Origin of the sequence: Micromonospora sp. NPDC050686, assembly GCF_040654475.1 — a bacterium.
GTDB lineage: Bacteria > Actinomycetota > Actinomycetes > Mycobacteriales > Micromonosporaceae > Micromonospora.
Map to the genome: position 1 here is coordinate 1 of NZ_JBFAID010000078.1, position 22,886 is coordinate 22,886.

Annotated in this window: 21 protein-coding genes and 1 pseudogene; 7 read left to right on the forward strand and 15 right to left on the reverse strand. The window is 68.0% G+C overall.

Annotation, left to right across the window (positions count from 1 at the left end; genetic code table 11):
* Positions 1-239 precede the first annotated feature (239 nt).
* From AB0H57_RS30320 to AB0H57_RS30340, 5 genes are all read right to left on the reverse strand, one after another.
* Positions 240-2,111 carry an FAD-dependent oxidoreductase gene (locus AB0H57_RS30320; protein ID WP_357512098.1) on the reverse strand — a complete coding sequence of 624 codons (1,872 nt, stop codon included), beginning with the start codon at positions 2,109-2,111 and terminating at the stop codon, positions 240-242.
* A 422-nt stretch (positions 2,112-2,533) separates the two neighbouring features.
* Complete coding sequence (locus AB0H57_RS30325; RefSeq protein ID WP_357512099.1) at positions 2,534-4,609, reverse strand: MMPL family transporter; 2,076 nt, start codon at positions 4,607-4,609, stop codon at positions 2,534-2,536.
* Between the two features lie 263 nt (positions 4,610-4,872).
* Positions 4,873-5,235, reverse strand: coding sequence for a hypothetical protein (locus AB0H57_RS30330; protein WP_357512100.1), 363 nt, complete (start codon positions 5,233-5,235; stop codon positions 4,873-4,875).
* Entirely contained in the window at positions 5,225-7,222 is a 1,998-nt protein-coding gene (locus AB0H57_RS30335; protein ID WP_357512101.1) for a multicopper oxidase family protein, read from the reverse strand. Before AB0H57_RS30335 ends, AB0H57_RS30330 begins: the two co-directional genes overlap by 11 nt.
* Positions 7,219-7,605 (reverse strand): DUF6220 domain-containing protein, encoded by a 387-nt coding sequence (locus tag AB0H57_RS30340; RefSeq protein ID WP_357512102.1) that lies wholly within the window; start codon positions 7,603-7,605, stop codon positions 7,219-7,221. The genes AB0H57_RS30335 and AB0H57_RS30340 overlap by 4 nt, the downstream gene beginning before the upstream one ends.
* Positions 7,606-7,836: 231 nt before the next feature.
* On the opposite strand from AB0H57_RS30340, the gene AB0H57_RS30345 reads away from it, so the two are divergent.
* Together AB0H57_RS30345 and AB0H57_RS30350 are read left to right on the forward strand one after the other, a co-directional pair.
* Positions 7,837-9,078 (forward strand): sensor histidine kinase, encoded by a 1,242-nt coding sequence (locus AB0H57_RS30345; RefSeq protein ID WP_357512103.1) that lies wholly within the window; start codon positions 7,837-7,839, stop codon positions 9,076-9,078.
* Complete coding sequence (locus AB0H57_RS30350; protein ID WP_357512104.1) at positions 9,075-9,776, forward strand: response regulator transcription factor; 702 nt, start codon at positions 9,075-9,077, stop codon at positions 9,774-9,776. The genes AB0H57_RS30345 and AB0H57_RS30350 overlap by 4 nt, the downstream gene beginning before the upstream one ends.
* Positions 9,777-9,836: 60 nt before the next feature.
* Here the strand turns inward: AB0H57_RS30350 and AB0H57_RS30355 are convergent, their stop codons facing one another.
* Positions 9,837-10,544, reverse strand: coding sequence for a hypothetical protein (locus tag AB0H57_RS30355; RefSeq protein WP_357512105.1), 708 nt, complete (start codon positions 10,542-10,544; stop codon positions 9,837-9,839).
* 717 nt (positions 10,545-11,261) lie between these two features.
* A complete protein-coding gene (locus tag AB0H57_RS30360) occupies positions 11,262-11,750 on the reverse strand; it encodes a MarR family winged helix-turn-helix transcriptional regulator (protein ID WP_357512106.1) in 489 nt (162 codons plus the stop codon).
* A gap of 31 nt (positions 11,751-11,781) precedes the next feature.
* Here AB0H57_RS30360 and AB0H57_RS30365 point away from each other — a divergent pair, with 31 nt between their 5' ends.
* The 4 genes from AB0H57_RS30365 (at position 11,782) to AB0H57_RS30380 (ending at position 16,050) form a co-directional block, all read left to right on the forward strand.
* Entirely contained in the window at positions 11,782-12,879 is a 1,098-nt protein-coding gene (locus tag AB0H57_RS30365) for a GNAT family N-acetyltransferase (protein ID WP_357512107.1), read from the forward strand.
* A gap of 439 nt (positions 12,880-13,318) precedes the next feature.
* The gene (locus tag AB0H57_RS30370) at positions 13,319-14,779 is read left to right on the forward strand and encodes a multicopper oxidase domain-containing protein (RefSeq protein ID WP_357512108.1); all 1,461 of its coding nucleotides are present in this window, start codon (positions 13,319-13,321) and stop codon (positions 14,777-14,779) included.
* Between the two features lie 178 nt (positions 14,780-14,957).
* Positions 14,958-15,479: a signal peptidase I gene (lepB, locus tag AB0H57_RS30375; RefSeq protein WP_357512109.1), complete on the forward strand. Its 522-nt coding sequence runs from the start codon at positions 14,958-14,960 to the stop codon at positions 15,477-15,479.
* 157 nt (positions 15,480-15,636) lie between these two features.
* Positions 15,637-16,050 (forward strand): nuclear transport factor 2 family protein, encoded by a 414-nt coding sequence (locus AB0H57_RS30380; protein ID WP_357512110.1) that lies wholly within the window; start codon positions 15,637-15,639, stop codon positions 16,048-16,050.
* Between the two features lie 434 nt (positions 16,051-16,484).
* On the opposite strand, the gene AB0H57_RS30385 is transcribed toward AB0H57_RS30380, so the two are convergent.
* The 8 genes and pseudogenes from AB0H57_RS30385 to AB0H57_RS30420 all read right to left on the reverse strand — a co-directional run bounded on the left by AB0H57_RS30385 (position 16,485) and on the right by AB0H57_RS30420 (position 21,779).
* A complete protein-coding gene (locus tag AB0H57_RS30385; protein ID WP_357512111.1) occupies positions 16,485-17,213 on the reverse strand; it encodes a hypothetical protein in 729 nt (242 codons plus the stop codon).
* Between the two features lie 211 nt (positions 17,214-17,424).
* A pseudogene (locus AB0H57_RS30390) lies at positions 17,425-18,247 on the reverse strand (transposase family protein).
* A gap of 300 nt (positions 18,248-18,547) precedes the next feature.
* Complete coding sequence (locus AB0H57_RS30395) at positions 18,548-18,733, reverse strand: hypothetical protein (protein ID WP_357512112.1); 186 nt, start codon at positions 18,731-18,733, stop codon at positions 18,548-18,550.
* Between the two features lie 70 nt (positions 18,734-18,803).
* The gene (locus AB0H57_RS30400) at positions 18,804-19,154 is read right to left on the reverse strand and encodes a TrmO family methyltransferase (RefSeq protein ID WP_357512113.1); all 351 of its coding nucleotides are present in this window, start codon (positions 19,152-19,154) and stop codon (positions 18,804-18,806) included.
* A 54-nt stretch (positions 19,155-19,208) separates the two neighbouring features.
* Positions 19,209-19,637: a hypothetical protein gene (locus AB0H57_RS30405; RefSeq protein ID WP_357512114.1), complete on the reverse strand. Its 429-nt coding sequence runs from the start codon at positions 19,635-19,637 to the stop codon at positions 19,209-19,211.
* Between the two features lie 45 nt (positions 19,638-19,682).
* Positions 19,683-20,519, reverse strand: coding sequence for an ABC transporter permease (locus tag AB0H57_RS30410; protein ID WP_357512115.1), 837 nt, complete (start codon positions 20,517-20,519; stop codon positions 19,683-19,685).
* Positions 20,516-21,505: an ATP-binding cassette domain-containing protein gene (locus AB0H57_RS30415; RefSeq protein ID WP_357512116.1), complete on the reverse strand. Its 990-nt coding sequence runs from the start codon at positions 21,503-21,505 to the stop codon at positions 20,516-20,518. The genes AB0H57_RS30410 and AB0H57_RS30415 overlap by 4 nt, the downstream gene beginning before the upstream one ends.
* Positions 21,495-21,779 (reverse strand): antibiotic biosynthesis monooxygenase, encoded by a 285-nt coding sequence (locus tag AB0H57_RS30420; RefSeq protein WP_357512117.1) that lies wholly within the window; start codon positions 21,777-21,779, stop codon positions 21,495-21,497. Before AB0H57_RS30420 ends, AB0H57_RS30415 begins: the two co-directional genes overlap by 11 nt.
* Positions 21,780-21,844: 65 nt before the next feature.
* Here AB0H57_RS30420 and AB0H57_RS30425 point away from each other — a divergent pair, with 65 nt between their 5' ends.
* Complete coding sequence (locus AB0H57_RS30425; RefSeq protein WP_357512118.1) at positions 21,845-22,477, forward strand: helix-turn-helix domain-containing protein; 633 nt, start codon at positions 21,845-21,847, stop codon at positions 22,475-22,477.
* Positions 22,478-22,886: the final 409 nt, after the last annotated feature.

A 22,886-nucleotide genomic window follows, 5' to 3' on the forward strand; every position in this document is an offset into this window, starting at 1 on the left:
CTAGTGACACGCCCCGCCACCGGACCAAACCACGTTTTCCCAGCTCAACCCACCTTCTCGCGGACTAGCCAACCACCTGATCTGTGGAACCCGGGCAGACCGGCGGCTGCTGCGCCAGCTGATGACCACCACCACAACGGCGCCCGCCGACCCCACGGTCGGCGGGCGCTACGGGTGGCGCATCGTCGCCGCCCTCGCCATCGCCTGCACTGAGAGGTCACAGTCGAAGACGAGATGGCTCAAGAAACGTTCTGCCGCCGGGCTGCCTCCTGTCCCGCTAGGTAGCCGAACACCAGCCCCAGCGAGATCGTCCCTCCGGCGCCCCCGTAGAACCCCTTCGTTGGTGCGCCTCCTGCATTGCCGGCGGCGTACAGGCCTGGGATGACCTTGCCGTCGGTGTTCAGCGCGTGCCCGTGTGCGTCAGTCTTCGGCCCACCCACAGTGCCGAGCGCGCTGGCCTCAACCTTGAGCGCGTAGTACGGCGGGGTGTTGATGGGCCCTAGGACGCTTGACCTCGGGCTCTTCAGGACCGGTCGTACGATCTTCGTCATGGGCCCGACCACGAGGGAGCGCAGGCGTTCAGGGTCGTTCTTCTTCGCCGCACGTGCCGCCAGGTTGCTCACGATCGGTCCGACTGCCTTTGCGATGAACATCCGCGCCTTCGCGGTGGCGGCTGGGAATAGCGCGTCGGGGGACCTCTTGCTCAGCCGGGGGTAGAAGGCGCCGAAGTACCGATCGAACAACGTGCCACCGCGGTCGAAGTACGGGTCGCGACCTCGTCCGGCCTCGGGATTGAACCGGTCGACGGTCCGGAGTAGCCCCACCTCGTCGACCCCGATCTGAGCCGCCAACCCGGCCAGCGTGTCAGCACGGTGGATGTAGTCGGGCACCGGCCCGCCGGGCGTAATGCCGAAGATGCCGAACTTCGTCCAGTAGTTGTGGTCGAAGATCAGCCACGCCGTGGCGTTCGGCAGGGTGCCCGTCTTTGGGTCCACCTCGCGCATGATCTTGCCGAGCTGGTCGTAGGGGAGGGCCTCGTTCGCGAAGCGCTCACCCTGATGGTTCACCATGATGCTGTGCGGCAGCGCACGCTCACCCAGGAACACCCGACTGAGTGGGCGGCCCTCCAGTGTCTCGCCGGGCACCTGCACCGCGGGCATCCACCAGGCGTCCTGCATTCCCGTCAGATCGGCGCCCACGTCCCGGGCCAGCTGCACCGCGATGCCCTCATGCCCCTGCGGCGAAACCTGCGCTGCGAAGGGTGCGTGGAGCTGGCTCGTGGTCAGGTCGGTCGATCCCTCGAACCCGCCGCTGGCCAGCACGACGCCCTTGGTGGCACGAACCGTGCGCTCGACGCCGTCGTCATCCTGTACGACGACGCCCCGCACCCCCGACTCATCGGTGATGAGCCGGACCGCGGGCGCTTGGACGCGCACGTCGACGCCGTTACCCAGAACCGCCTCGAGCAGGGCGCCGACCAACGCTGGTCCGGCGAGCCACACGACATCACTACTGATCCCACCGAGCAGCCAGAACGGGAGCGGATTCCTGGCCATGCCAGTCGTCAGGGCCGGTCGCACGAACGAGGCGGCCTCCCCCAATCCCTCGGGGGAGTAGGGGCCGGGGAAAAGGGCCCGTCCGACCGACGCGCCGTCGATGTCGGAGCGGTAGTCCGGCCAGAGCGTCGGGATCCACCCGAAAGAGGTGTGCTCTTCTATGAATCGGGCGACGTGCGGCCCCGTCTCCAGGAACTTCTCCACCAGCTCAGGGTCAAGAACCCTGTCGCGGCCCTCGCCATAGATGTAGCGCCGAGCCTTGTCCAGGTCGTCGCTCACCCGTAGATCCTTTGTCGAAAAACCATGATTCGGGATCCAGGCCGCACCCGCAGAGATTCCGGTAGCGCCACCGACGATCGGCTGGGACTCCACAACGAGGACGCGTGCCCCTTGCTTCGCGGCGCTGAGCGCTGCCATCAGCCCTGCCCCGCCAGAGCCGACGATTGCTACGTCCACCTCCGCCGGGACGCCGTGCTGTGACGCGGTCCCGATGGAGCCATGGTGCTGCGTCGAACCGTTAACCACGATGTCCTCCGCGCGATCAATTTCGGTCATGACCCTCCCAAATCAACCTAGGGCTTGCAGAGGATCAACGCGCGGATTTCGGATCCGGCCGAATTTACTCGTGGTAGCCGTCCATGAGCTGCGAGATGCCCTTCGGCAGACTGCGCGCACTTTCGATGCTCATCGCCTGTTTGCGCGGGTCCGGCGAGTCCATACCACAACGACGCCTCCCACGGTCGGGATCTGGTTATTGATCTGCGAGCCCTGAGAGCATGCCGGACTCCACGGTCGGCCCTGTGTTTCCGCTCCCGGTGTTGCCAAAGCAGGTGCAGTCCGCCAAGGATCTGCGGAGGCCGAGCGACTGAGGCGGTGCGCGCCGGGCGGCGGTGCCGCCGCCTGGCGGCGGAGCTTCGCAAGAGAGTGCGGGGAACCGGCCCGATCGCAGGTTCCCCGCACTCTGGCTCGAGCAAGGGTCAGACTCTGGCCCCCTGCCCGACCTCGGCCAGTGCGGCTGAGGTCGCCTTCGGTGCCCGGCGTCCGGGCATCCACCAGTTGGCCTTGCCGCACAGCTCCATCACCGCCGGCACGAGGATCATCCGGATGATGGTGGCGTCGACGAGCACGGCGACAGCCATGCCCAGACCGATCTGCTTGACCGAGACGTCGGGGCCGAGCAGGGCGGTCGTGAAGATGGCGATCATGATGGCGGCCGCGGCCGTGATCACCTTGGCGGTCCGCGCCAGCCCGCGAGTGACGGCCGTGCGGGTGTCGCCGGTGCGCTCGTACTCCTCACGGATGCGCGAGATCAGGAAGACCTCGTAGTCCATCGACAGGCCGAACAGGAGCGGGAACATCATCATCGGCACCCAGGTCGTGACCGGCATCTCGGTGGGGAACCCGAGAACCGAGCCGAGCCATCCCCACTGCACGACGGCGACCAGCACGCCGTAGGCGGCGCCGATCGACAGCAGGTTCATCACGGCGGCCTGCAGCGCGATCGTGACCGACCGGACCAGCACGACCAGCAGCACCAGGGACAGCGCGATGACGACCGTGATCATCAACGGCAGGCGCGAGCCGGTGTCCTCGGCGAAGTCGATCGCGCCGGCGTTCGGGCCGCCGATGTAGACCGCTTCGCCTCCGGCCGCCTCGGGCAGCACGTCGTCGCGGAGCTTGTGTACCAGGTCCGCGGTCGCCTCATCCTGGCGTCCGGTCGTGGGAAAGGCCATGAAGATGGCGGCCTGTCCGTCCTTGCTGATCCGGGGTTGCGTGGCGTAGGCGATGCCCTCGGTCTGCCTGACCGCTACGCCGACGGCACGCAGATCGGCGCCCGTGGAGTCGACCGCGGTGGCGAAGATCAGAGGTGCGCCGTAACCCGGGCCGAAGCCCTCGGAGAGGATCTCGTACGAGGTGTAGCTGCTCCGATCGTGGGGCTGGACGCTGGCGTCGGGCAGGCCCAGCCGCATCGACAGCGCGGGGGCGGCCAGCGCCAGCAGGATCGCGCCGGCCAGGACGGCGGCGACCAGCGGCTTGCGCTGGACGACCCCGGCCCAGCGCTCGGCGGGAGTACGGCGCTCCCGCGTCGGGACACCGTCGGCCGCATGCCCGCGGGACGTGCGACGGGGCAGGCGCAGCGAGTCGATCTTGTGGCCGATGAAGCCCAGGAACGCCGGCAGCAGGGTCACCGCGGCGACCATCGTCACCAGCACCGTCACCGATGCGCCGATAGCCACGCCGGTCATCATCTTCTGTCCCATGGCGATCAGGCCCAGCAGCGCGATCACGACCGTCGTGCCGGCGAACAGCACCGCGTGGCCCGCGGTAGTGATGGCCCTGACCGTGGCGCTCTCGGGCTCGTCGCCGTCCCGCAGGCTGTCCCTGTAGCGGGTCAGAATGAACAGTGCGTAGTCGATGCCGACACCGAGTCCGATCAACGAGCAGACGAGCACAGTGAAATCCGGCGAGGGGACCACGTGCCCCACGAGCTTCATCAGGGCGATGCCGCCGAGGACCGCCATCAGTCCGGTCACGAGCGGCAGGCCCATCGCCACCAGCGACCCGAAGGCGATGAACAAGATCACCGCTGCCGTCAGGAGGCCCACACCCTCAGCCGAACCCTGCGCAGGCGTTTCCGCCTTCTCCGCTTTGTCCCCGCCCAGGCCCAGCGTCACGCCGTCAGCGGAAGCGTCCTTGACCGTGTCCACCAGGGGCTTGACCTCGGTCTTGTCCACATCCTTGTCGGTCAGCGGGATGGTCGTACGGGCGATCCGACGATCCGCCGTCACCAGATGCTCGTCCTCGTACGGCGAGATCACCGGCCCGGTAATGGGTGAGGCGTCGAGATCGGCGAGAACCTTTTCGATCTTTTGCCGGGCGGCGGGGTCGTCGATCCCCTTCTCCGCCTTGATCGCAAGAGTCAGCGTGTCCCCTTGCTGCTCGGGGAAGTGCTTCTCGATCAGAGCCTGCGCCCTGGCGGAATGGGAGTCTCCACCGGAGTAGTCGTTGTCGGAGGCGGCGCCGTAGCCGAAGCCGACGAACGCCACCGCCATGACGCCGACGATCCAGGTCAGGAGGACCAGTCGACGGCGCCGGTAACAGAACCGGGCCAGTTGCGCGAGAGCTCCATCCGTACGGGGAGTCTCGGTTGTCATCATCTTCTCCTCAGATCGTTGAGCGTTGCACCCAGCTCGTGATTCGTTGCCGGTAGCCGAAGCTAGGGATCAAAAAGGCGCGGGACATCCATTCGACCGTGTTCACCGCAGGTTTCATGGCTGTGCGGCCGGCAGTCCTATCTCGTTGCCGGACAAGCGGATCAAGGACCATCACGGCGGCGCCCGGCCGGTGTCATCGGTGCCAATCGCCGTGAACCGGTTGTTTCCGTTCTCGTCTGGTCGGCGTTCATTCCCGAGCCGAAAATCCGCACCAGCACATGCGATGCGTCCCGTGGTGCGCTTCGCAACGGCGCGAGAATCGCCGCCTCGGCTAGCTCCTTCAGCATCGTGTTGACGACGTCCAGGTCGGCAGGGGAGAGGGACGGGGCTCGACGGGCCAGCCGATGCAGTTCGGTGTCGATGATGGCCCGGCTGTGCCGGCAAACCAGGGCAAGGAGGTTCGACTTGAGATCGTCCGCGCACCCAGCCGGCTGGCGAGCGGCCCGGGCTGGATCAGTGGACATGGCCAGCGGCCCCGCCGCGCGAGCCGCTGAACGGCGTCGTGACGCCGTCGTAGCGGAGTTGCAGCATCATGCCCTGCTCCGCGTGGGGCAGGTTGTGGCAATGATTCATCCAGATCCCGGGATTCGTGGCACGGAACGCGGCTTCCCAGGTCTCACCCGGCCGGACGTCGAAGGTGTCCACCCACAACGGACTGCCCGTCGACGGCGTCCCGTCCCTGGACAGGATCAGCACGGGATGGCCGTGCAGGTGCCAGGGGTGCGTTTCCAGGCTTCGGTTGACGACGGTGAACCGGACGATGTCGCCTTCGGCAACGAGCTGGTCGGGGATGGAGGGGTGACCCCGGCCGTTGACGGTGTGCGCATACGCCGGTCGGCCGTCGACCATGGCCACTCCGCGGTCGAGGACCATGGTGAAGTGCCGGTCGGCCTTGCGGGCGTCGAACGGTACGGCGGCCGGGGCCCCATACCGCAGCAGATCCAGCAACGGCAGGTCGGACGTGTCCTCGACGGGCACTCCACCAGAGGCGTCGCCACGTGGGCGCAGGCGCAGTCCGCCGTCACGATCGTCGTCGACGACGAGTGCCACGGACGTGTCCGGCATTGCGAACACCAGGTCGTATCGTCCTCCCGCGGGCAGGTGCAGGCTGACGTCGCGGACCTCGCCAGGCTGGTTGAGGTCTCGCCCGTCGATGGCCGCCACCCGGAACGGGGTTCCGGCGAGGACGATCCGGTGCGGCTCCGAGTCAGTGTTGATCAATCTCAGCCGCACGGGTGTACCCGGTGGCGCGGGGTGTTCCGTTCGGCCGTCCTTGCCGGCGATCACCACGGTGCCGTCGAAGGTGTGCACGGGCAGGGTCAGGTCCACCTGCTCCGCCGCGGAGTGCTCGTCGGCTCGCTGTCCGCCGCGCGGATTGACGACCAGCGCACCGTACAGTCCTTTGCGTACGCCGATGTGGGATGCGTGATGGGTGTGATACCAGTAGGTGCCCGCCTGGTCGGCGCGGAACCGGTAGACGAATTCCGCACCGGGTCCCACGGCCATCTGGGTCACACCCGGCACGCCGTCCTCGCCGCACGGTACGTCGTAGCCGTGCCAGTGCAGGGTCACGCCACCCTCGATGTCGGCGTTGTGCAGCCGGACTTCGATCAGGTCACCCTGGGTCGCGGTGATCGCCGGACCCGGGACCTCGCCGTTGTAGGTCCACGCCTCGATCTCGCGTCCGGACGCCAGCCGTACGGTGGCCTTCTTCGCGGTGAGCACGTGCCGCCGCACGATGCCCCCCGGTGCCGGTGAGCGGGAGCCCCGTAGGTCGGCCACCGACACCGCCGATCGGGCAGAGCGTCCGGCGCCGCCTCCCAAGGTCACCGATTCGGCGGGGAGGAACGACAGCCCGGTGCCGGCACCGGCTGCGGTCACCGCGACCGCGCCACCGGTCCAGCCGATGAACCGGCGGCGCGAGATCGTGCGTCCGCCCTCCGGCGCCTGCGCGACGCCCGCATCGGCGGTGCTGTCAGCGGGAGACGTGACCACTCGTGCGGTCAGCAACGCGCCGGCGCACACAAGCGAGATCGTGATCAAGGCCGCGGTCAAGGTGAGTGGGTACCCGACCAGGAAGGTCACCACAAGACCGGCCAGCGCCGCGTAGGCCGCGCCGAGCACCGAGACCACGGCGGCCGGAGAACTGCCGTCGCCTCGCCCGCGCCTCGCCGCGAGCAGCTGCGGGCCGGCGAGCAGCACGGCAGCGGCCGCTGCGGCCCCGAGCATCGGCAGTCCCAAAAGCACCTTCTCCTGTACGAACCACCAGCCCTGGCCGGCAAGTATCGTCACGGTGACGCCCCGGACAAGCGTTACGAGCATCGCCGCGACGAGGGCGGCGAGCGCCAGCCGGGGGCGCCGCAGCGCTAGTGTGACGCCGGCCGCGAACCACATGGCGATGCTCAGCAGCGCGACGACATGGTCCAGGATGATCCACAGTCCGGTGGTCATGGCACCTGTCGCGTGGGTGTGGCCGGCCCGGACAGCCGCCCGGACTGACGGATGATCATCCCGGTCACTGCCACGATGGCGAGCCCGTTGACCGCGTGCAAACCGAAGACGAGCTCGCCGGCGGTCGTGCTGCCGCCGGCGCCGTCGAGCGCTGTGGCGATCGCCTTGATGACGAACTGGACAACCGCGAGCCCGGCGACCAGGCCACTCATCCCGATGAGCCGCCCGGGCATCCGGGCCATCGCGGCGACGACGGTCACCAGGACCGTGATCAGGACGATTCCGCCGCCCAGTGCGCGGTGCGGCTGGAAGGACTCATCGTTGGCTGCCGTGGAGAATGCGCCGCTGGCGGCCAGGAAGAACTGCGTGACGATGACCACCATCTGCAGGGTCGCCAGGCCGACGAAGAATCTACGCATGGCGCGCTCCTCGGGGTAGGTGAGGGTTCATGGCTGCGATCGTCGCGTCAGCGAGGCCGCGGTCGCCTCGGACAGCGGATGGCAGCGTCTACGCAATTGGGCGTAGACGGCTCGTGTGTCGCTGCTCCCGTCGGCGTAGCAGGTCACGCGCCTGGGCGCAGCGTTGTCCGTGCGCGAGAACGTAGGATCACGGGCATGGAACACCACACCGCGTCGTTCCCCCCGCGTGTGGTGGCACAAGACGTGGCGCTCGCGCTCTTCGTCACCGTGATGCAGGTGCAGGGCACGGTCGCCCGCGCCGCCGCCGAGGGGGCACCGCGTCCGTTCACCGACCTCGGGAGTCTTGGACTCGCGCTGCTGGTGGTCAGCGGCCTGGCCGTGGCCCTGCGCCGGCGGTGGCCGGTTGCGGTGTTCGTCACCGCCGCGCTCGCCAGCCTGGTGTATTACGGTCTCGACTTTCCGGACGGGCCTGGCTGGCTCGGGCTCTTCGTCGCCCTGTACACCCTCGCCGCATACGGTGACGGCCGCCGGTCGCTGGTGATCGCCGGTGTGGGGAGCACGGTGCTCACGGCCGCGTGGCTGGTTGCCGCGGCCGACCAGCCACGCGCCGCCATCGGCTGGGTGTTCTTCCGGATCGGCGCCTCGGTCATGAGCGCAGCCCTCGGCGAGTCCGTCCGATCTCGACGGGTCATCGCAGCCGAAGCTCAGGAGCGTGCTGAGCTGGCTGAACGGACTCGCGAGGAGGAAGCGCGGGCGCGGGTCGACGCCGAACGGTTGCGGATCGCGCGTGAGGTCCACGACACTGTCGCGCACGCCATAGCGATCATCAACGTCCAGTCCGGTGTCACCGCGCACGTCCTCGACAAGAGGCCGGAAGTGGCGCGCGAGGCACTGCGCGCCATCGAGCAGACCAGCTCCCGGGCGCTGCGAGAGATGCGGGCCATCCTCGGGGTACTCCGGGACGACGACAATGGCCGTGTGCCGTACCCCGGGCTTGGACAGATCGACGAACTCGCCGCCAAGGCACGCTGTGCCGGACTCGACATCAACATCGAGGAGGGCCCGCCCGCGACGCCGTTGCCGAGTGCGGTGGGCAGTGCTGCCTACCGAATCCTGCAGGAATCCATCACCAACGTGATCCGCCACGTCGGCCCGACCAGGGTGACGGTAGCGCTGGAGCCAGGGATCGACGCCTTGGAGATCCGCGTGACCGATGAGGGCCGGCGTGCCGCCCCGGGTCATGACCGCACGGACCGGCACCTACCGGCCCAGAGTGCGCCGAGCACCGGCAGCTCGGTCCAGCCCGGCCGCGGGATCCTCGGAATGCGCGAGCGCTGTCAACTGCTGGGCGGAGACTTCGACGCCAAGCCGATTCCGGGCGGAGGGTTCGAAGTCAGGGCCCGGCTGCCCCTCGCGCCGACCGGGTCGCGGCTATGAACGCAGCGGCCGCGTCCCCGCTGTCCAACGCTCCGATCAAGGTGCTGCTCGCCGACGACGAGGGCCTCGTACGATCCGGGTTCAGGGTCCTGCTCGACCTGGAAGAGGACATCGCGGTGGTGGGAGAAGCCACCAACGGCGCGGAAGCCGTCGAGCGGGCCCGCGCCACCCGCCCTGACGTCGTCCTCATGGACATCCGCATGCCGAAGCTGGACGGGATCCAAGCCACCGCCCGGATCGCCGAGACGCACGGGTTGGAACGGGTCCACGTCCTCATCCTCACCACCTACGACACCGACGAGTACGTCTTCGAGGCGTTACAGGCCGGCGCCAGCGGCTTCCTGCTCAAAGACGCCGGACCAGCCGAGCTCCTGCATGCCATCCGGGTGGTCGCCGCCGGCGACGCGCTGCTCGCGCCGCGGATCACCCGACGCCTCATCGGCCAGTTCACCGCGCAACGGACAGCCGCCCAGGCCGGACAGGACCGGCTCGCGGTGCTGACCCAGCGCGAGCGCGAGGTGCTAGCCCTGGTGGGAAAGGGCCTGAGCAACAACGAGATCGGTGCCGAGTTGTTTCTCAGCCCGGCCACCGCGCGCACCCATGTCAGCCACGCGATGGCGAAACTGGGTGCGCGCGACCGCGCGCAACTGGTTGTCATCGCCTACCAGACAGGACTGGTCAGCCCCAATAAGGCATGAATGGCGGTCTACTGCCGTTCTCGTGGGTCGGATGTCATGTTTCTCCGGCAGCGCCCCTCGTCAACGCGCGTTCGACGCGGAGACGGCACAGGCCGTGCGGTGGATCGCGGAATGTCCGAGCCAGGCCGCGCCCGGTGTGGCAACGAGTGTCACCGCGAGGAGCACGGGGTTGATCGCGGCGTCGTTGGCGAGCAGGAGCATGACCGGTCCCTGGACTGCCGCGGTGCAACAGCCGATCCAGCCGAGCGTCCACCGCAGCCGGTGTCCGGGGCGGTCACCCGGAGGGAGCAGCGCGGCGCAGCCGAGCAGGCTGAGCAGTGCCACGACGACCAGGACGGCGCGTTGCGCGATCGACTTCCACCCGGCCAGTCCCATCGGCTCGGACACGAAGGCCCAGAACAGCATGGCGCCCGCGAACAGAATGAAGGCGGTCACCGTGAGAACGCGCGCCCACCGTTGACGCGGCGGGCCGGCGAACAGCACCGCGAGCGTGATGCCGAAGACCGCGAAGCCGCCGTAGACGAGGGCGAACACCCAACTGGTCAGGTTGCCCTCTCCGCCGGATCGCACGCTGCCCTGGAGGAGCGCCTGGAGCAGCGCCCCGATCGGGAGGCCGAGTGCGATCGGGGCGAGCGCGCCGGTCGCTACGGCTGCCGGGATGACCAGGGTCCACCAGGGCAGCCGCTGGCCCCAGCGCCCAGTGAGTGCGAGGACGACGACCACGCCGATCGCGGCCAGGATGACCGTGATGACGTTACCGATCTCCATCGGGGCGTCCTGCATGTGACCGGGGCCGGAACCGGCGACCATCCCGATCTGGGAACCGCCCAGCCACATTGACTTCCTCTACCGCCATGAATGGCGGAGATTCCCTCCGCGCTGCGCACGGAACGCGCAACGCCCGGGTGGGTTCCTGCTTCACCGCGATCCGCCGGAGATTGCCCCGGTCTTACGTCCGCTCCACAAGCGTTTTTCGTCTCCGCAAGCCCTGCGGCGACGGTGGTACGTCGGGCTCCGGCTTGGTTATCACCGGAGACCGGTGCGACCTTACCACGGTCAATGGCACGCTCGGGCCTGACGGCCCTCCCGCGCGGGGCCTTCACCCGCGCCCTGAAGGGCGAAGCACTGGCCCGCATTCCGGTAGCTTCAGCACCGTGTACGGCAGCAGGGCAGCGACCGCCAGGACGGCCACTCCCCGTCGTGCCGGAGGTGGCAGAATCCCGCGGTCCCTGTGCTCACGGTGAGCGGTCAACGTCCGTGACTTCCTCCCTGGATTGTCCATTGAGGTGCGGCACATCGTCGCCGTTCCTATGGGAACGTCGCAGCTCATCGGGTGGCTGACCAGCCACCCAGCCGCTGTCGGCGCAGTGCGGCACAGGCGGCGGTTTCCTCGTCGTTGCCGGCAGCCTTGAGGGCAGTGGGCACGGATTGGCCTTGTGGGCCCGGTCCACCCGTCGGATCCGCTCGGCGACGTCGGGATCGCGCTCACGCCCTCGGTCGATCGTCGCCGGGTCGGGGGTCTTCCAGCTTGCGGGCGATCTGTTCGATGGCGATGAGATCTGCTGCGGCGAGCCGGTCGATGAAGTGGCGTCGTACCGACTCGACGTGGGCCGGTGCGGCGTTTTCGAGTGCGGCCCGACCTTCGGTGGTGAGCACGAGGAAGCAGCCTCTGCCGTCGCTCGGGTCGGGTGTGCGTCTCAGGAGACCGCGTGCCTCCATCCGGCTGGCGTGCCGGGACAGCCGGCTGCGTGACCAGCCCATCTTGTCGGCCTGTTCCCCCAGGCTGCTGGTGTGGCCGGGGCGCTCCGACAGGGTGCTCAACACCTCGTAGTCGGGTTCGGAGAGCCCGACCGTGGCCAGGTCGCGCGCCGTGCCGGCCTGAACGGCGACCACCACGCGCAGGAAGGCCCGCCACGCTCTCTCCTCGTCAGGGCTCAACCAGCGTACGGTCCCGGCGGGTTCACTCGTTGACATGTAATCAACCTAGCACCTAGACTTCGTTTCCATGTTAACGAAATCGGTTCGTGTTCTTGTGCTGGTTTGCAGCACCCGTCCGGGCGCCGTCGGCCCCCTGGTGGGGCAGTGGCTGACCCAGACGATTGGCCCTCGTGCCGTGGAACTCGGCGTCGAGCTGGTGCCGGTGGCCCTCGGCGATCTGAACCTGCCGTTCCTCGACGAGGAGGACCATCCGTCGTCGGGCGCCTACCGGCATGAGCACACCCGTCGGTGGAGTGCGATCGTCGACGCGGCGGACGGATTCATCGCGGTCACGCCCGAGTACAACTACGGGATGCCGGCGACGCTGAAGAACGCACTGGACTACCTCAGCCGCGAATGGGCGTGGAAGCCGGTCGGTTTCGTCAGCTATGGCCACACGTCGGCGGGCACCCGGTCGGTTCAGCATGCCAAGCAGGTGGTGACCACGCTGCGGCTGGTTCCGTTGGGCGCCACGGTGGCGATCCGCCTCGGTGACGCAATGGACAACGGGCGGCTGCGGCCCGACACGGCCCGCGACACGGCGGGTGTCGGGCTGCTGGACGAACTGGCCCGGGTCGCCCACGCCCTACGGCCACTGCGCGAACGCGCACGGGCCGGGACGCGGTCCGGACCGTTGCCAGGGTCCTACCTGCGGCGGCTGACCCCCGACGACGCGCCCGAGGTCACCGTGTTGCAGCGGTGCTGCTGGGTGGACGAAGCCGTCGCCAACGACACCATGGCCATACCGGCCCTGCACGAGTCGCTGGAGGAGGTACGCGACTGGCTGGCGACGTGGCACGCCACGGGCCTCTGGCTGGACGGCCGACTGTTGGGCATGGTGCGGGTCCGGCGCGTCGACACCGACTGGCACGTGGGTCGGCTCGCCGTCGTGCCCGACCTGCGCGGTCACGGGCTGGGCCGGTGGCTGCTACGCGCCGCCGAAGCCGCCGCCGAACCGGACTGCCGCCGCATCCTGCTGTTCACCGGCGCGAACAGCCAGCGGAACATCGGCCTCTACCGCAGCGAGGGATACCGACCGGTGCCACCGGCCGGCCCGGACGGAACCACCTGCCTCACCAAGGACACGTCGGACCTGGTCCCCACCGAGACCCCGGCCGGTGTATGAGTACGGCGGCTCACGGCCCCGTCGCGGTGAGCCGACAACGCTCGACGAGACCCTCACCCGTCTGGACCAGGGAACGCTGGCGCTGCAGCCGGTCGCCGCGTCGACGTCCGACTCCTGCCTTGCCGGCGAGACGGGCCCGCTCCGGCCAGATGACCCCAATCGTATGGGTGTCGTCGGTGAGGGGAGCAGACCGGCAACGGGCAGTGGTAGCAGCTTGATGGAATCGGCTGGTTGACAGTTCCTTCTCGGGGTCCGCCCGTTGCCTCCCGCTCTCGCAGTGGTCAGCCGCGCCCAGACCACCCCAAAAATGGAAGCAGATGCGTATACCTGATCTTGGGAGGCGGCGGACCCAGTAGGGCTTACCGCATCGGACTGTCAGGGTGCCATCCGGGTTGGATCCCCGTTGTAGCGCTCCGTCGGGCCGGGAATGATCATCCGTGTGAAGCGTCGTGATCTTCTTGTGTTCGCCGGACTGGCCGCACTCGCCGGATGCGGTAGCCCCGGTGCGGGTTCGAAGGGAAACTCCGGCAGGCTGACCTTCGCCAATCGGCTAAGGGTGCCGCCGTTGCTGGAGCCGGCCGTTGCGGCGGACGGCACGAAGCAGTTTTCGTTGACTATGCGGGCCGGGCAGGTGGAGTTGCTCCCGGGCAAGCCGACTACGACGTGGGGTTTCAACGGCGCCTTCCTCGGCCCGACGATCCGCGCCACGCGTGGCGACCGCGTCGCGATGCGCGTGCACAACCAGCTCGGCGAGCCGAGCACGGTCCACTGGCACGGCATGCGGCTGCCCGCGGTGATGGACGGCGGCCCGCACCAGATGATCCAACCGGGCGCCACCTGGTCCCCGCACTGGACGATCGACCAGCCGGCCGCTACCTCCTGGTACCACCCGCATCCCCACGGCAACACCGCCAAGCACGTGTACCGCGGACTGGCGGGCCTCTTTCTCGTCGATGACCCGGCGACGGCCGCACTGGGCCTGCCTTCGACTTACGGGGTGGACGACGTCCCGCTCATCCTGCAGGACAAGATCCTCGACGCGAACGGCGTGCTGCAGGAAAACTATAAGCCGACGTGGGGCCTCATCGGCGACCAGATCCTGGTCAACGGGGTCTACGACCCCTTCTTCGAAGTGACCACGACGCTGGTGCGGCTGCGCATCCTCAATGGCTCCAACGCGCGAATGTACAACGTCGAGTTTGCCGACCGGCGACGGTTCCACGTCATCGGCACCGACGCCGGCCTGTTGGCGGCGCCGGTGGCGGTCGACCGCGTGCAGCTGAGTCCAGGTGAGCGGCTGGAGGTCCTGGTCGAGTTCGAACCACGCGACCAGGTCGTGCTGCGCAGCCTCGCCGGCGACAACGGCATCGACGAAGGGGACTACGAGCTGCTGAAGTTCGTCGCGGCGGACCAGCTCAAGCCAGGGCCGTCGCTGCCGCAGCGGCTGGCCGCGAGCCCGCGCATCGAGGCACCCGTCGGCGCTCGGGAGCGCAAGTTCAAGCTCAGTGGCAGCGATGCGATCAACGGGCGGGAAATGGACATGACCCGCATCGATGAGGTGGTGCCCGCGGGAGCAACCGAAATCTGGCACGTCCAGAACCCTGTCTACTCCCACAACTTCCACATCCACGAGGTGGCATTCCGCGTCCTGGACATCAACGGGAGGCAGCCGCCGGCATACCTGCAGGGCCCGAAGGACACGGTGTTCATCCCTCGCACGTCGACGGTGCGGCTCGCCGTGCAGTTCGGGCACCACACCGACCCGAAGACGCCCTACATGTACCACTGCCACATTCTCCGGCACGAGGACGAGGGCATGATGGGCCAGTTCGTCATCGTGGAGCCCGGCACCGAAGCGTCGGTGCCCCGCACGCTGCCGAGCCACCATCATCACGGCTGAACCGCCGCCGGCTGCCGGAGGGCCACACTACGGCCCCGCGAGCCGCGAGCGGTCACGTAACCCCGCGTAGCGTGCGGATCGCGGCATGACAGCGCATGTGGACCTTGGGGCAGCAGTGCCGGGTAGCGCCGCGCCCGGCGGACCGCGTGGCACCGCCTATTCTGGCAGGATCCGTCGGATGCGCAGACTGATGGTGCTCCTTCTCGTGATGGCTGTTGCCGGCTGCGGCGACGGTGACGTGACCGAGACGGGAGCCACCGAACAGTTCACCCAAGGCGGGGTCAGCATGGAGCCGACGGTCAAGGCCGGTCAGGTTGTCACCGCACGGACAGTAACCGGCATGTATGAGGCACGGCGCGGCGATGTCGTCCTGATCCGTTCCCCCGGCGGGCTCTGGGGTGACCGTAAGGCGCCGCTGCTCAAACGCGTCGTCGCGGTCGGCGGTGAGACCATCGCCTGCTGCGACACCTCGGGCAATGTGACGGTCGACGGTAAGCCGCTGGCCGAGCCGTATGTGGCGGAGGACGCCTCGCTCGACGAGCCGCCGAACCCGAACTACTGCGGGCCGCGCCGGTTCGCCGCGGTTACCGTGCCGGCCGACTCCGTCTTCGTCATGGGCGATAGCCGCGCCCGGTCGAACGACTCCCGGTGTGCCGGGCCGGTGCCGGTGTCGTCGGTCTTCGCCGTAATGGTCGACTGACCAGGGCGCACCAGACACTTGCCACGGACGTACCGAGGTGGCCGACGCTATGCGCTCGGACGGCGGCATGAGCGGATGAACGCCGAGCCCGAAGCGCCTACCACCAGTGCGAGCTCCGATTGGCTCGTTGACGTTCGGACCTTGGCGGCCGTCGAGGATGTCGCTGATCGACGGTAGAGTCCACGCTGTGAACGACACCGCCATGACCCGGCAGACTGCGCACGACTACGTCGATCGTTTGGAACGCCGCGACTGGCCCGGGTTGGCAGGCCTGCTCACCGACGATGTGGTCTACGAGATGCCGCAGACTCGGGAGCGCATTCGCGGCAAGGATGCGTTCCTGCAGTTCAACATCGAGTATCCCGGTGATTGGCATATGCGGGTGCGACGGGTAGTTGCGGACAGCCGGGTGGCTGCCCTGTGGCTCGACGTCCGGGTAGGTGTCGAGCAGCAGGATGCGTGTGTCTGGCTCGACGTATCCGAGCGTGGACTGATCAGCCGGGTCGTCGACTATTGGCCCGAACCGTACGATCCGCCGCAGGGCCGCGAACACCTCGTGGAGCGGTGGTGACCGTCTCCGGGCAGTAGCCGCGGGCGTACGTCGGCTGACCGCGCGATAGGCGCGCCCATCGCCGTCGGCAGCAGAAACTACGCTTGGAGGTCGGCCTGCCCAACGCGCGCGGCGCGCGTCACTGAATCCAGGGGTGGCAGCACCGTTCGAGTCGGGCCACATCGCTGAACTGCAACCGCACGAATCGCGGCTACTTGAAGAGTGAACGTCGGCGCGAGGAGCCGGCTGCCGTACCGACCTGCGCTCAGGGGCGAGACCGTCGGGGATCGGCGTCTTACGATTCAGGGCGTGCCGACGTACGAGGAACTGGCGGAGCTGAAAGGGCTCCCTGCTGGAAGGCCGCCCATCCCGCGCGTTGTCCGCGGCAGATGTGTGCGGTCAGCGCCGTTTGGCTGTCGGGTGCAGGCAGCCCGGTTGCGGTACCGACGCCGAGGTCAGCTGTGCTGAACCCACAGGTTTTCCTCGACATATACGCCGCGGTCCCGTTCTCGATCGATCAGCACGAGGTTGAGTGCACCGGGGACCACATATTCCCGGGTGACCGGAAACACCATGTCCGCCCAGCTCTCCCAATCAGCGACGCTTCCTTCAATCACCATGGACCTCTGAGCTGGACAGAGCACACGGGCTCCCATGCGTTGGTGGGTGCGGATCCACGGATCGATAGAGAGTCCGTCCGGGCGGGTCCATCCGGCGTACTCGGCCATCGACACCATCGGGTAACGGTGCTTCCACGTCGGCCGAAGCGGAGCGACCACGTGCGCGAGGCCGTCGCTGTGCGCTCGTCGCGCCAGCTCGTCAAGCACGACACCGGCCATGCCGCGCTTGTCGTGCGATGAGCCCACGGCGACCGCCATGAAGCTCAGGGTTGTGGGCTCGATGCCCGCTTCTCGGTTTTCCACCGCACGGATCAACGCGTCGTCGTAGCCGGACGGCAGGTCGTTGGCGGTGCCATCCCAGGCCATCGGCACTCCCCAGCCGCCGGCGACGACCGAACCCTCATCGAGCACCATCACGTCGTATCGCGCGAAGTACTCCTCGACTCGGCCCATGTATCTCTTCGGCACGTCGTCGTGGAAAATGAACTCTGGCCAGCGTTCTCGGAACACGACGGCCGCTGCCTCGTGCAGCTCGGGCCGATCGGTGCGAGTCACGATCTCCACGCCGGTAAAATATCGCGTCGCCAAGTGGACGCAACGCCATTGTTCGGGCAATCCCATGCACTCAACTCGACAAATCCGGGCGTCCCCGCACCGGGATGCGCCACGGTGACGGCTACCGGGGTTACGGACGCGCCAGCACCGGCGCGCATTGTCTGCGGCAGCGCGGCAGCTCAGTGAGCCTTTCCGCGTAACGGGTTGTGGCGCTGAGTGATCACGTTGTGCGGTTTTGGTCGACGTGTAGGAGTACGAGGGCTGCCGGGGTGATCCTGCCGATGTTCCAGGGGCACAGGCTGACGTTGCGTGGCGCTTTGAAGGTGGTCTTGAGCAGGGAGTTGCCGCGTTCGCCGATGGCACGGACGCCGTTGTGAGCCTTGTTGAACTGCTGCTGCACGCTGGTGCAGGAGCCGTTCTTCGGCTTCTTGAACGCGGTCGTGATCGTGTCGGCGTCGCCTTCGTAGCCGAGGTCACCGAGCACTCGCCGCTGGTCGTCGGTCCAGGTGCTCAGCAGGGGCAGGATGTCGTGTTCGCGCAGGGCGGTGGTGTCGTGTTCCCGGCCGGGACGCACTGGTGAGGTCCACAGCGGCCACCCGTCCGGGGCGGTGATGACCTGCACGTTGCCGCCGTGGTTGTCGTGTTTGCCGGATCACCACAGGTCCACTCCCGGCGTCGGTCCGGGGGTGCGACACCGGTCGGTCTCGATCAGGGTCCCGTCGATGTTCACGTGGGCGTAGCCGGCCATCTTTGCCGCCAGCAGCACCGATTCCAGGCCCGGCGCGTGCGCGGCGAGGACCCCGGATGCCCTCGTGCAGGTAGGCGTAGCCGGTCGATGGGCTGACCTGGTTGTCGATGGTCAACTGCTTGACCCGAGTGCCGTCAAGGAACCAGCGGATCACCAGGATCGCCTGCTTGAAGCAGCTCAGCGACCGCGTCCCGGTACGGGTCCCGAGCCGCTGCCGTTGCCCGTGCAGGAGCCCGGACAGGAACAACACGGTCTCCTCGCGCACGGACAGCTCGGCGGTGTATGTGTCACTCATGGCGACGCAGGGCCCCTACTGAAGTTGATCTATGAGAGGACCACTTCAGACCGGGGTTCTGCGTCTTTCCCTTGCACCGCAACGGTTTCGGGCGTGTCTGCACCGACCGCCAGGGCAGCTACCCGCCGCACTCACACCGTTACGCGGAAGGCTCAGTGCGATGCGCAGTGTCTGGCGAAGCTCGCCAGACTGGTGGATGTGGGCGGGCAATCGTAGTGCCAGAGCGGCTGAGTGTCGGGTGGTTCGGGGCGGCGTCGGCGGTGCGACGCCGCCCCGGACCGAGGCGGAAGTGTTTGTCGTTTAGCGGGCGGCGAGGGACTCGGTGATGGCGATGGTGACCTGCGCGCCGGTGGCGTGGCTGCGCACGATGGATATCACTCGGTCGTGCAGGTTGGTCCCACCGAACCGGTCGTAGGTGTCTGAGATGACCAGGTCCAGCCAGGGTCGTATGGCAGGAAGTACCTGTCCATGAGGCTTGCGACCCATGTGGGTTGCCGGACGTTGGTGGGTTGGAACTTGATCATCGTTGGTTTCAGGTCGATGACAGGTGTGCCGGTTACGGCGTCGAGGCCGAGCACTTCGAGTTCCGGGCGTTCACCGATGTGATCGTGCAGGTGGTCATGCCGATGCGGTTGGGTCTGTGGGGTCCGCGGTCGGCGAAGACGCCGACCGACGGCAGGTCCGTGCGGCCGCGTGACGGGCGGGGTTGGTAGTCGGGCCGTTCGGCCACTCGGTCGAAGACGAAGAAGACGTCGACGTGTGAGAAGTCGGCCAGCCCGAGCAGGCAGTCGTCACCGAACCGAGGGTTTACCGTGATGATGCTGGTCACCGCTGCCCAGTGATCGGTGACGGCGATGTCTGTACGGCTGTTATGAACGGTGCCGATCGGTTGCACGACGAAGTGCATGGTCTGTCCTTCGGGGAGAATCCGGCCAGGCGGGTGGCCGGTGGTGAGGAGCGGTCAGCGACGTGCGGTGAGTCGCAGGCCATCGCGGAGGTTGCCTGCCATCAGGGCGAGGCTGGTCGCGGCGGCGAGTACTTCGATCGTCTGGACCATGAAGTACGGTGCGCCGAAATTGCCGTGCGATGCGAGCTGGTGCAGGGTGAACGCGGCAGGAGTCAGCAAGAGCAGCCCGATACCGGCGATGAACGACATGCGGCGTTTCTTGGCCGTGATCCTCGGATCGGCTGAGGTGCCGGCCACGCCGAATCCGGTCGCTGCGGTGGTCACCAGGGCGGGGACGAGGACGAATAGTCCCCACAGCATGGCCTGCCGGACGTCGGCGGTCCGGTGTGTGTCGAGCAGCGTCGTGCTGATCGCCGCGAGGATGAACAGCACGGTGGTCGTGACGGCGGTCGCGGCGGCGGTCAGGTGAAGGCGGGTCTGCATCGGTGGTTCCTTACTACGGGTGCCGTCGCGGCAAGCGGCCGGTGGTCATGTCCGGGTTCGGTACAGGCGCATGGTCAACGGACCGAAGATCGCCACGAGCAGGACCGCGGTGAGGAGCACGACGCCGATCTGGTTGGGTTCGGCGGTGCCGTGCATGAGCCCTCTGACGGCGTCGACGAGCAGGCTGACCGGGTTGACCTCGACGAACGCTCGCAGCCATCCGGGCATGGTCTGCGGGTCCACGAACACGTTGCTGGCGAAGGTGAGCGGGAACTGGACGAGGAAGCTCACCGCCGAGATGGCGCTCGGCGTCCGCAGGACCAGTCCGAGCGTCGCCCAAACCCAGGACAGGCCGAACGCGAATGCCAGGACCAGCGCGACGGCCAGGAGGACCCCGGCGGCACCGCCCTCGGGCCGGAAGCCCATGAGCAGTCCAAGACCGAGGACGAGCCCAGCGGCCAGCAAATTCCGGCCAGCGTCGCTGATCAGGCCGCCGACGATGAGGGCCGGCCGCCAGATCGGCATGGACCGGAAGCGGTCGACAACGCCGGTTGCGACGTCGGTCCTGAGGTTGACGCCCGCGTAGACGGTGACGAGCAGGACCGCGAAGACCATGGTGCCCGGGAGCAGGAACTGCAGGTATTCGTCGGTTGAGCCGGCCATGGCGCCGCCGAACAGGTAGGTGAACATGACGGTGAACAGCACCGGGATCATGATCGCGTCGGCGAGTTGTTCGGGTACGTGCTTGATCTTCAGCAGGGCGCGCCGGGCGAACGTCAGCGACGCCGATACGGGGCTGGCCCGCGGCGGCCGCGGCGGGGTTGATATGGCGTCGTTGAGGGCGGGGTCAATCGGGTCCAATGTTGTCGATGCAGTGGTCATGCTGCCTTCTTCCCGGCCTCGGTGTTGGCTTGGCTGCTGGGCCCGGTGAGGGCCAGGAACGCCTCGTCGAGGCTGGGTTGGCCGAGTGCGAACGTGGTGAGGTCAATGCCAGCCCGGATCAGGCCGCCGATCGCGAGCGAGGCACGCGCGGGGTCGTCGACGCGGGCCGAGAGCAGCCCGTCGTCCGCATCGGTCTGGACCGCGACGCCGAGCACGTCGGTCAGCAGGCGCGCGGCCTCCGCCCGGCGGCCGGGGTCGAGGACCTGGACCTGGACGATGCCAGCGCCCACCGACGCCTTGAGCTGGGCGGGTGTGCCCGCCGCGATGATCCGGCCGCGGTCGACGACGGCGAGCTGGTCGGCGAGCTGGTCGGCCTCATCGAGGTACTGCGTGGTGAGCAGCACGGTAGTGCCCTCGCGGACGAGGGCGCGCACGATGCTCCACACCTGGTTGCGGCTGCGCGGATCCAGGCCCGTGGTCGGCTCGTCCAGGAACAGCAGGTCCGGGGTGACGATAATGCTGGCGGCGATGTCCAGCCGGCGCCGCATGCCGCCCGAGTGTGTCTTGACGGTGGTGCCGGCGGCCTCGGTGAGCCCGAATCCATCGAGGAGTTCCTCGGCGCGACTCCGGGCGCGGGCCCTGCCGAAGCCGAGGAGTCGGGCGAGGATCGTGAGGTTCTCCAACGCGGTGAGTTCCCCGTCGATCGTGGCGAACTGGCCGGTCAGGCTGATCCGGTCGCGGACCCGGTCGGCCCCGCGCACGACGTCGTGACCGAACACCCGGGCGGTGCCGTCGTCCGGCTGTAACAGAGTGGCCAGGACGCGGGCGGTGGTGGTCTTGCCAGCCCCGTTCGGGCCGAGGAGGCCGAACACACCGCCGGCGGGTACCGCCAGATCCAGCCCGTCCACGACGCGGTGGGCACCGAGGACCTTGACCAGACCGGTCGCTTCGATCGCGAGGTCGCCGTGCACCGGGTCAGCGCTCATCGACGACGGCCACATCATCCGCGGTCACCGCGATGGCCAGCGCGAATGCCGCCGCGCTCTCCGGAAGGTCCGGCGCCATCCGCCGGGCCGTCTGCAGATGCTCGGCGGACTCCCACCGCCAGATGCCGACCCAGGTCTGCTCGTCGACGCTGCCAAGGTGCGCCTCGCGAAGGCCCGGAGCCACTGAGCGGATCGCAGCAACCAACTCGGCGTGCCGGGCCCGGAGCGCGCCAGCGACACCGGGTTCGATCGTGAATCGGGTGAGGGTGATCACCGACATGTGATAACCAATCTCTAGAAGTCATCTCTAGCGAACGCTTCTAGAGGTACGCTACAGCCATGGCCGATGTCAAGAGAGCGACGAAGCAGACCCAGCGGGCGGCGGACACACGGCGACGCATCCTCGACGCCGCGCACGATCTGTTCGTCGCCAACGGGTACGGCGCGACGAACTTGCAGGAGGTCGCCGACCGCGCAGGGGTCGCGATCCAGACCATCTACTTCGTGTTCGGCAACAAGCGCAAACTGCTCAAGGAACTCGTCGATGTGACGATCGCCGGCGATGACGAACCGATCGCCACCATGAACCGGCCCTGGTTTCGTGAGGCCATAGCGTCCGAGACCGCCGATGCCCAGCTGCGCGCACACGTCCGCGGCACCAGTGAAGTCCTGCACAGGGTGGCGGCCATCACCGACATGGTCGCCACCGCTGGCGCCTCCGACGCCGAGATCGCGCAGCTCTGGCCGGACGGGGAGCAACCCCGGCTCCAAGTGCACATGGCCGCTGCCGAGGCCCTGGTCGCCAAACCAGGAGCACGGGCCGGCATCACCGCCGAGACCGTGGCCGACATCCTCTTCGCGCTCCTGAGCCCAGGTCTCTATCTGCTGTTCGTCCGTGAACGCGGCTGGCCGTCCCAGCGATGGGAACAATGGACCTACGAGACGCTGCGAGCGCAGCTCTGCACCCCATAGGGCGACCAGAGCGACTTCTACCGCCGCCGCCGAGTGGATGACCCCCGCAGCGCCGACCGAACCTGCGTATCGCACGTACGTACGTACGTTCGCGGCGCCCGTGCCTGCGGGTGAGTCCGTAAGGTAGTCCGGGCTCTGAAAGGTCCGCTTGAAAGCGACAGCTCAGACGCCGTCGCGCCAGCTTTCGCCAATCCCAACAACATATGGAGGAAGGTCAGTAGGAAACGCCCGTCGGGACGGTGGCCCGCGGCGCCGTCGCCGTCGGTGCTCATCGGTCGCCTCCCGCCGTCCGGGCGAGCCGACCCAACGGCAGCCGGCGGGTGACGCCCTGCACGAACACCGCGCGTAGCAGCAGACCCGCGGGGTTCGCCGAGCCGGTGCTGGTGTAGCGGCGCAGCATCCCCGGGAT

Coding starts and splice junctions, on each gene's coding strand:
- AB0H57_RS30415 (WP_357512116.1), bottom strand. CDS start 21,505: ATGAGCGCTGACCCGGTGCACGGCGACCTCGCGATCGAAGCGACCGGT.
- AB0H57_RS30360 (WP_357512106.1), bottom strand. CDS start 11,750: ATGTCAACGAGTGAACCCGCCGGGACCGTACGCTGGTTGAGCCCTGAC.
- AB0H57_RS30340 (WP_357512102.1), bottom strand. CDS start 7,605: ATGGTGGTCATCGTCACGCAGTTCTTCCTGGCCGCCAGCGGCGCATTC.
- AB0H57_RS30410 (WP_357512115.1), bottom strand. CDS start 20,519: ATGACCACTGCATCGACAACATTGGACCCGATTGACCCCGCCCTCAAC.
- AB0H57_RS30355 (WP_357512105.1), bottom strand. CDS start 10,544: ATGGAGATCGGTAACGTCATCACGGTCATCCTGGCCGCGATCGGCGTG.
- AB0H57_RS30395 (WP_357512112.1), bottom strand. CDS start 18,733: ATGGGTCGCAAGCCTCATGGACAGGTACTTCCTGCCATACGACCCTGG.
- AB0H57_RS30350 (WP_357512104.1), top strand. CDS start 9,075: ATGAACGCAGCGGCCGCGTCCCCGCTGTCCAACGCTCCGATCAAGGTG.
- AB0H57_RS30405 (WP_357512114.1), bottom strand. CDS start 19,637: ATGCAGACCCGCCTTCACCTGACCGCCGCCGCGACCGCCGTCACGACC.
- lepB (WP_357512109.1), top strand. CDS start 14,958: ATGCGCAGACTGATGGTGCTCCTTCTCGTGATGGCTGTTGCCGGCTGC.
- AB0H57_RS30335 (WP_357512101.1), bottom strand. CDS start 7,222: ATGACCACCGGACTGTGGATCATCCTGGACCATGTCGTCGCGCTGCTG.
- AB0H57_RS30345 (WP_357512103.1), top strand. CDS start 7,837: ATGGAACACCACACCGCGTCGTTCCCCCCGCGTGTGGTGGCACAAGAC.
- AB0H57_RS30425 (WP_357512118.1), top strand. CDS start 21,845: ATGGCCGATGTCAAGAGAGCGACGAAGCAGACCCAGCGGGCGGCGGAC.
- AB0H57_RS30365 (WP_357512107.1), top strand. CDS start 11,782: ATGTTAACGAAATCGGTTCGTGTTCTTGTGCTGGTTTGCAGCACCCGT.
- AB0H57_RS30325 (WP_357512099.1), bottom strand. CDS start 4,609: ATGGCGGTGGCGTTCGTCGGCTTCGGCTACGGCGCCGCCTCCGACAAC.
- AB0H57_RS30320 (WP_357512098.1), bottom strand. CDS start 2,111: ATGACCGAAATTGATCGCGCGGAGGACATCGTGGTTAACGGTTCGACG.
- AB0H57_RS30400 (WP_357512113.1), bottom strand. CDS start 19,154: ATGCACTTCGTCGTGCAACCGATCGGCACCGTTCATAACAGCCGTACA.
- AB0H57_RS30380 (WP_357512110.1), top strand. CDS start 15,637: ATGTCGCTGATCGACGGTAGAGTCCACGCTGTGAACGACACCGCCATG.
- AB0H57_RS30330 (WP_357512100.1), bottom strand. CDS start 5,235: ATGTCCACTGATCCAGCCCGGGCCGCTCGCCAGCCGGCTGGGTGCGCG.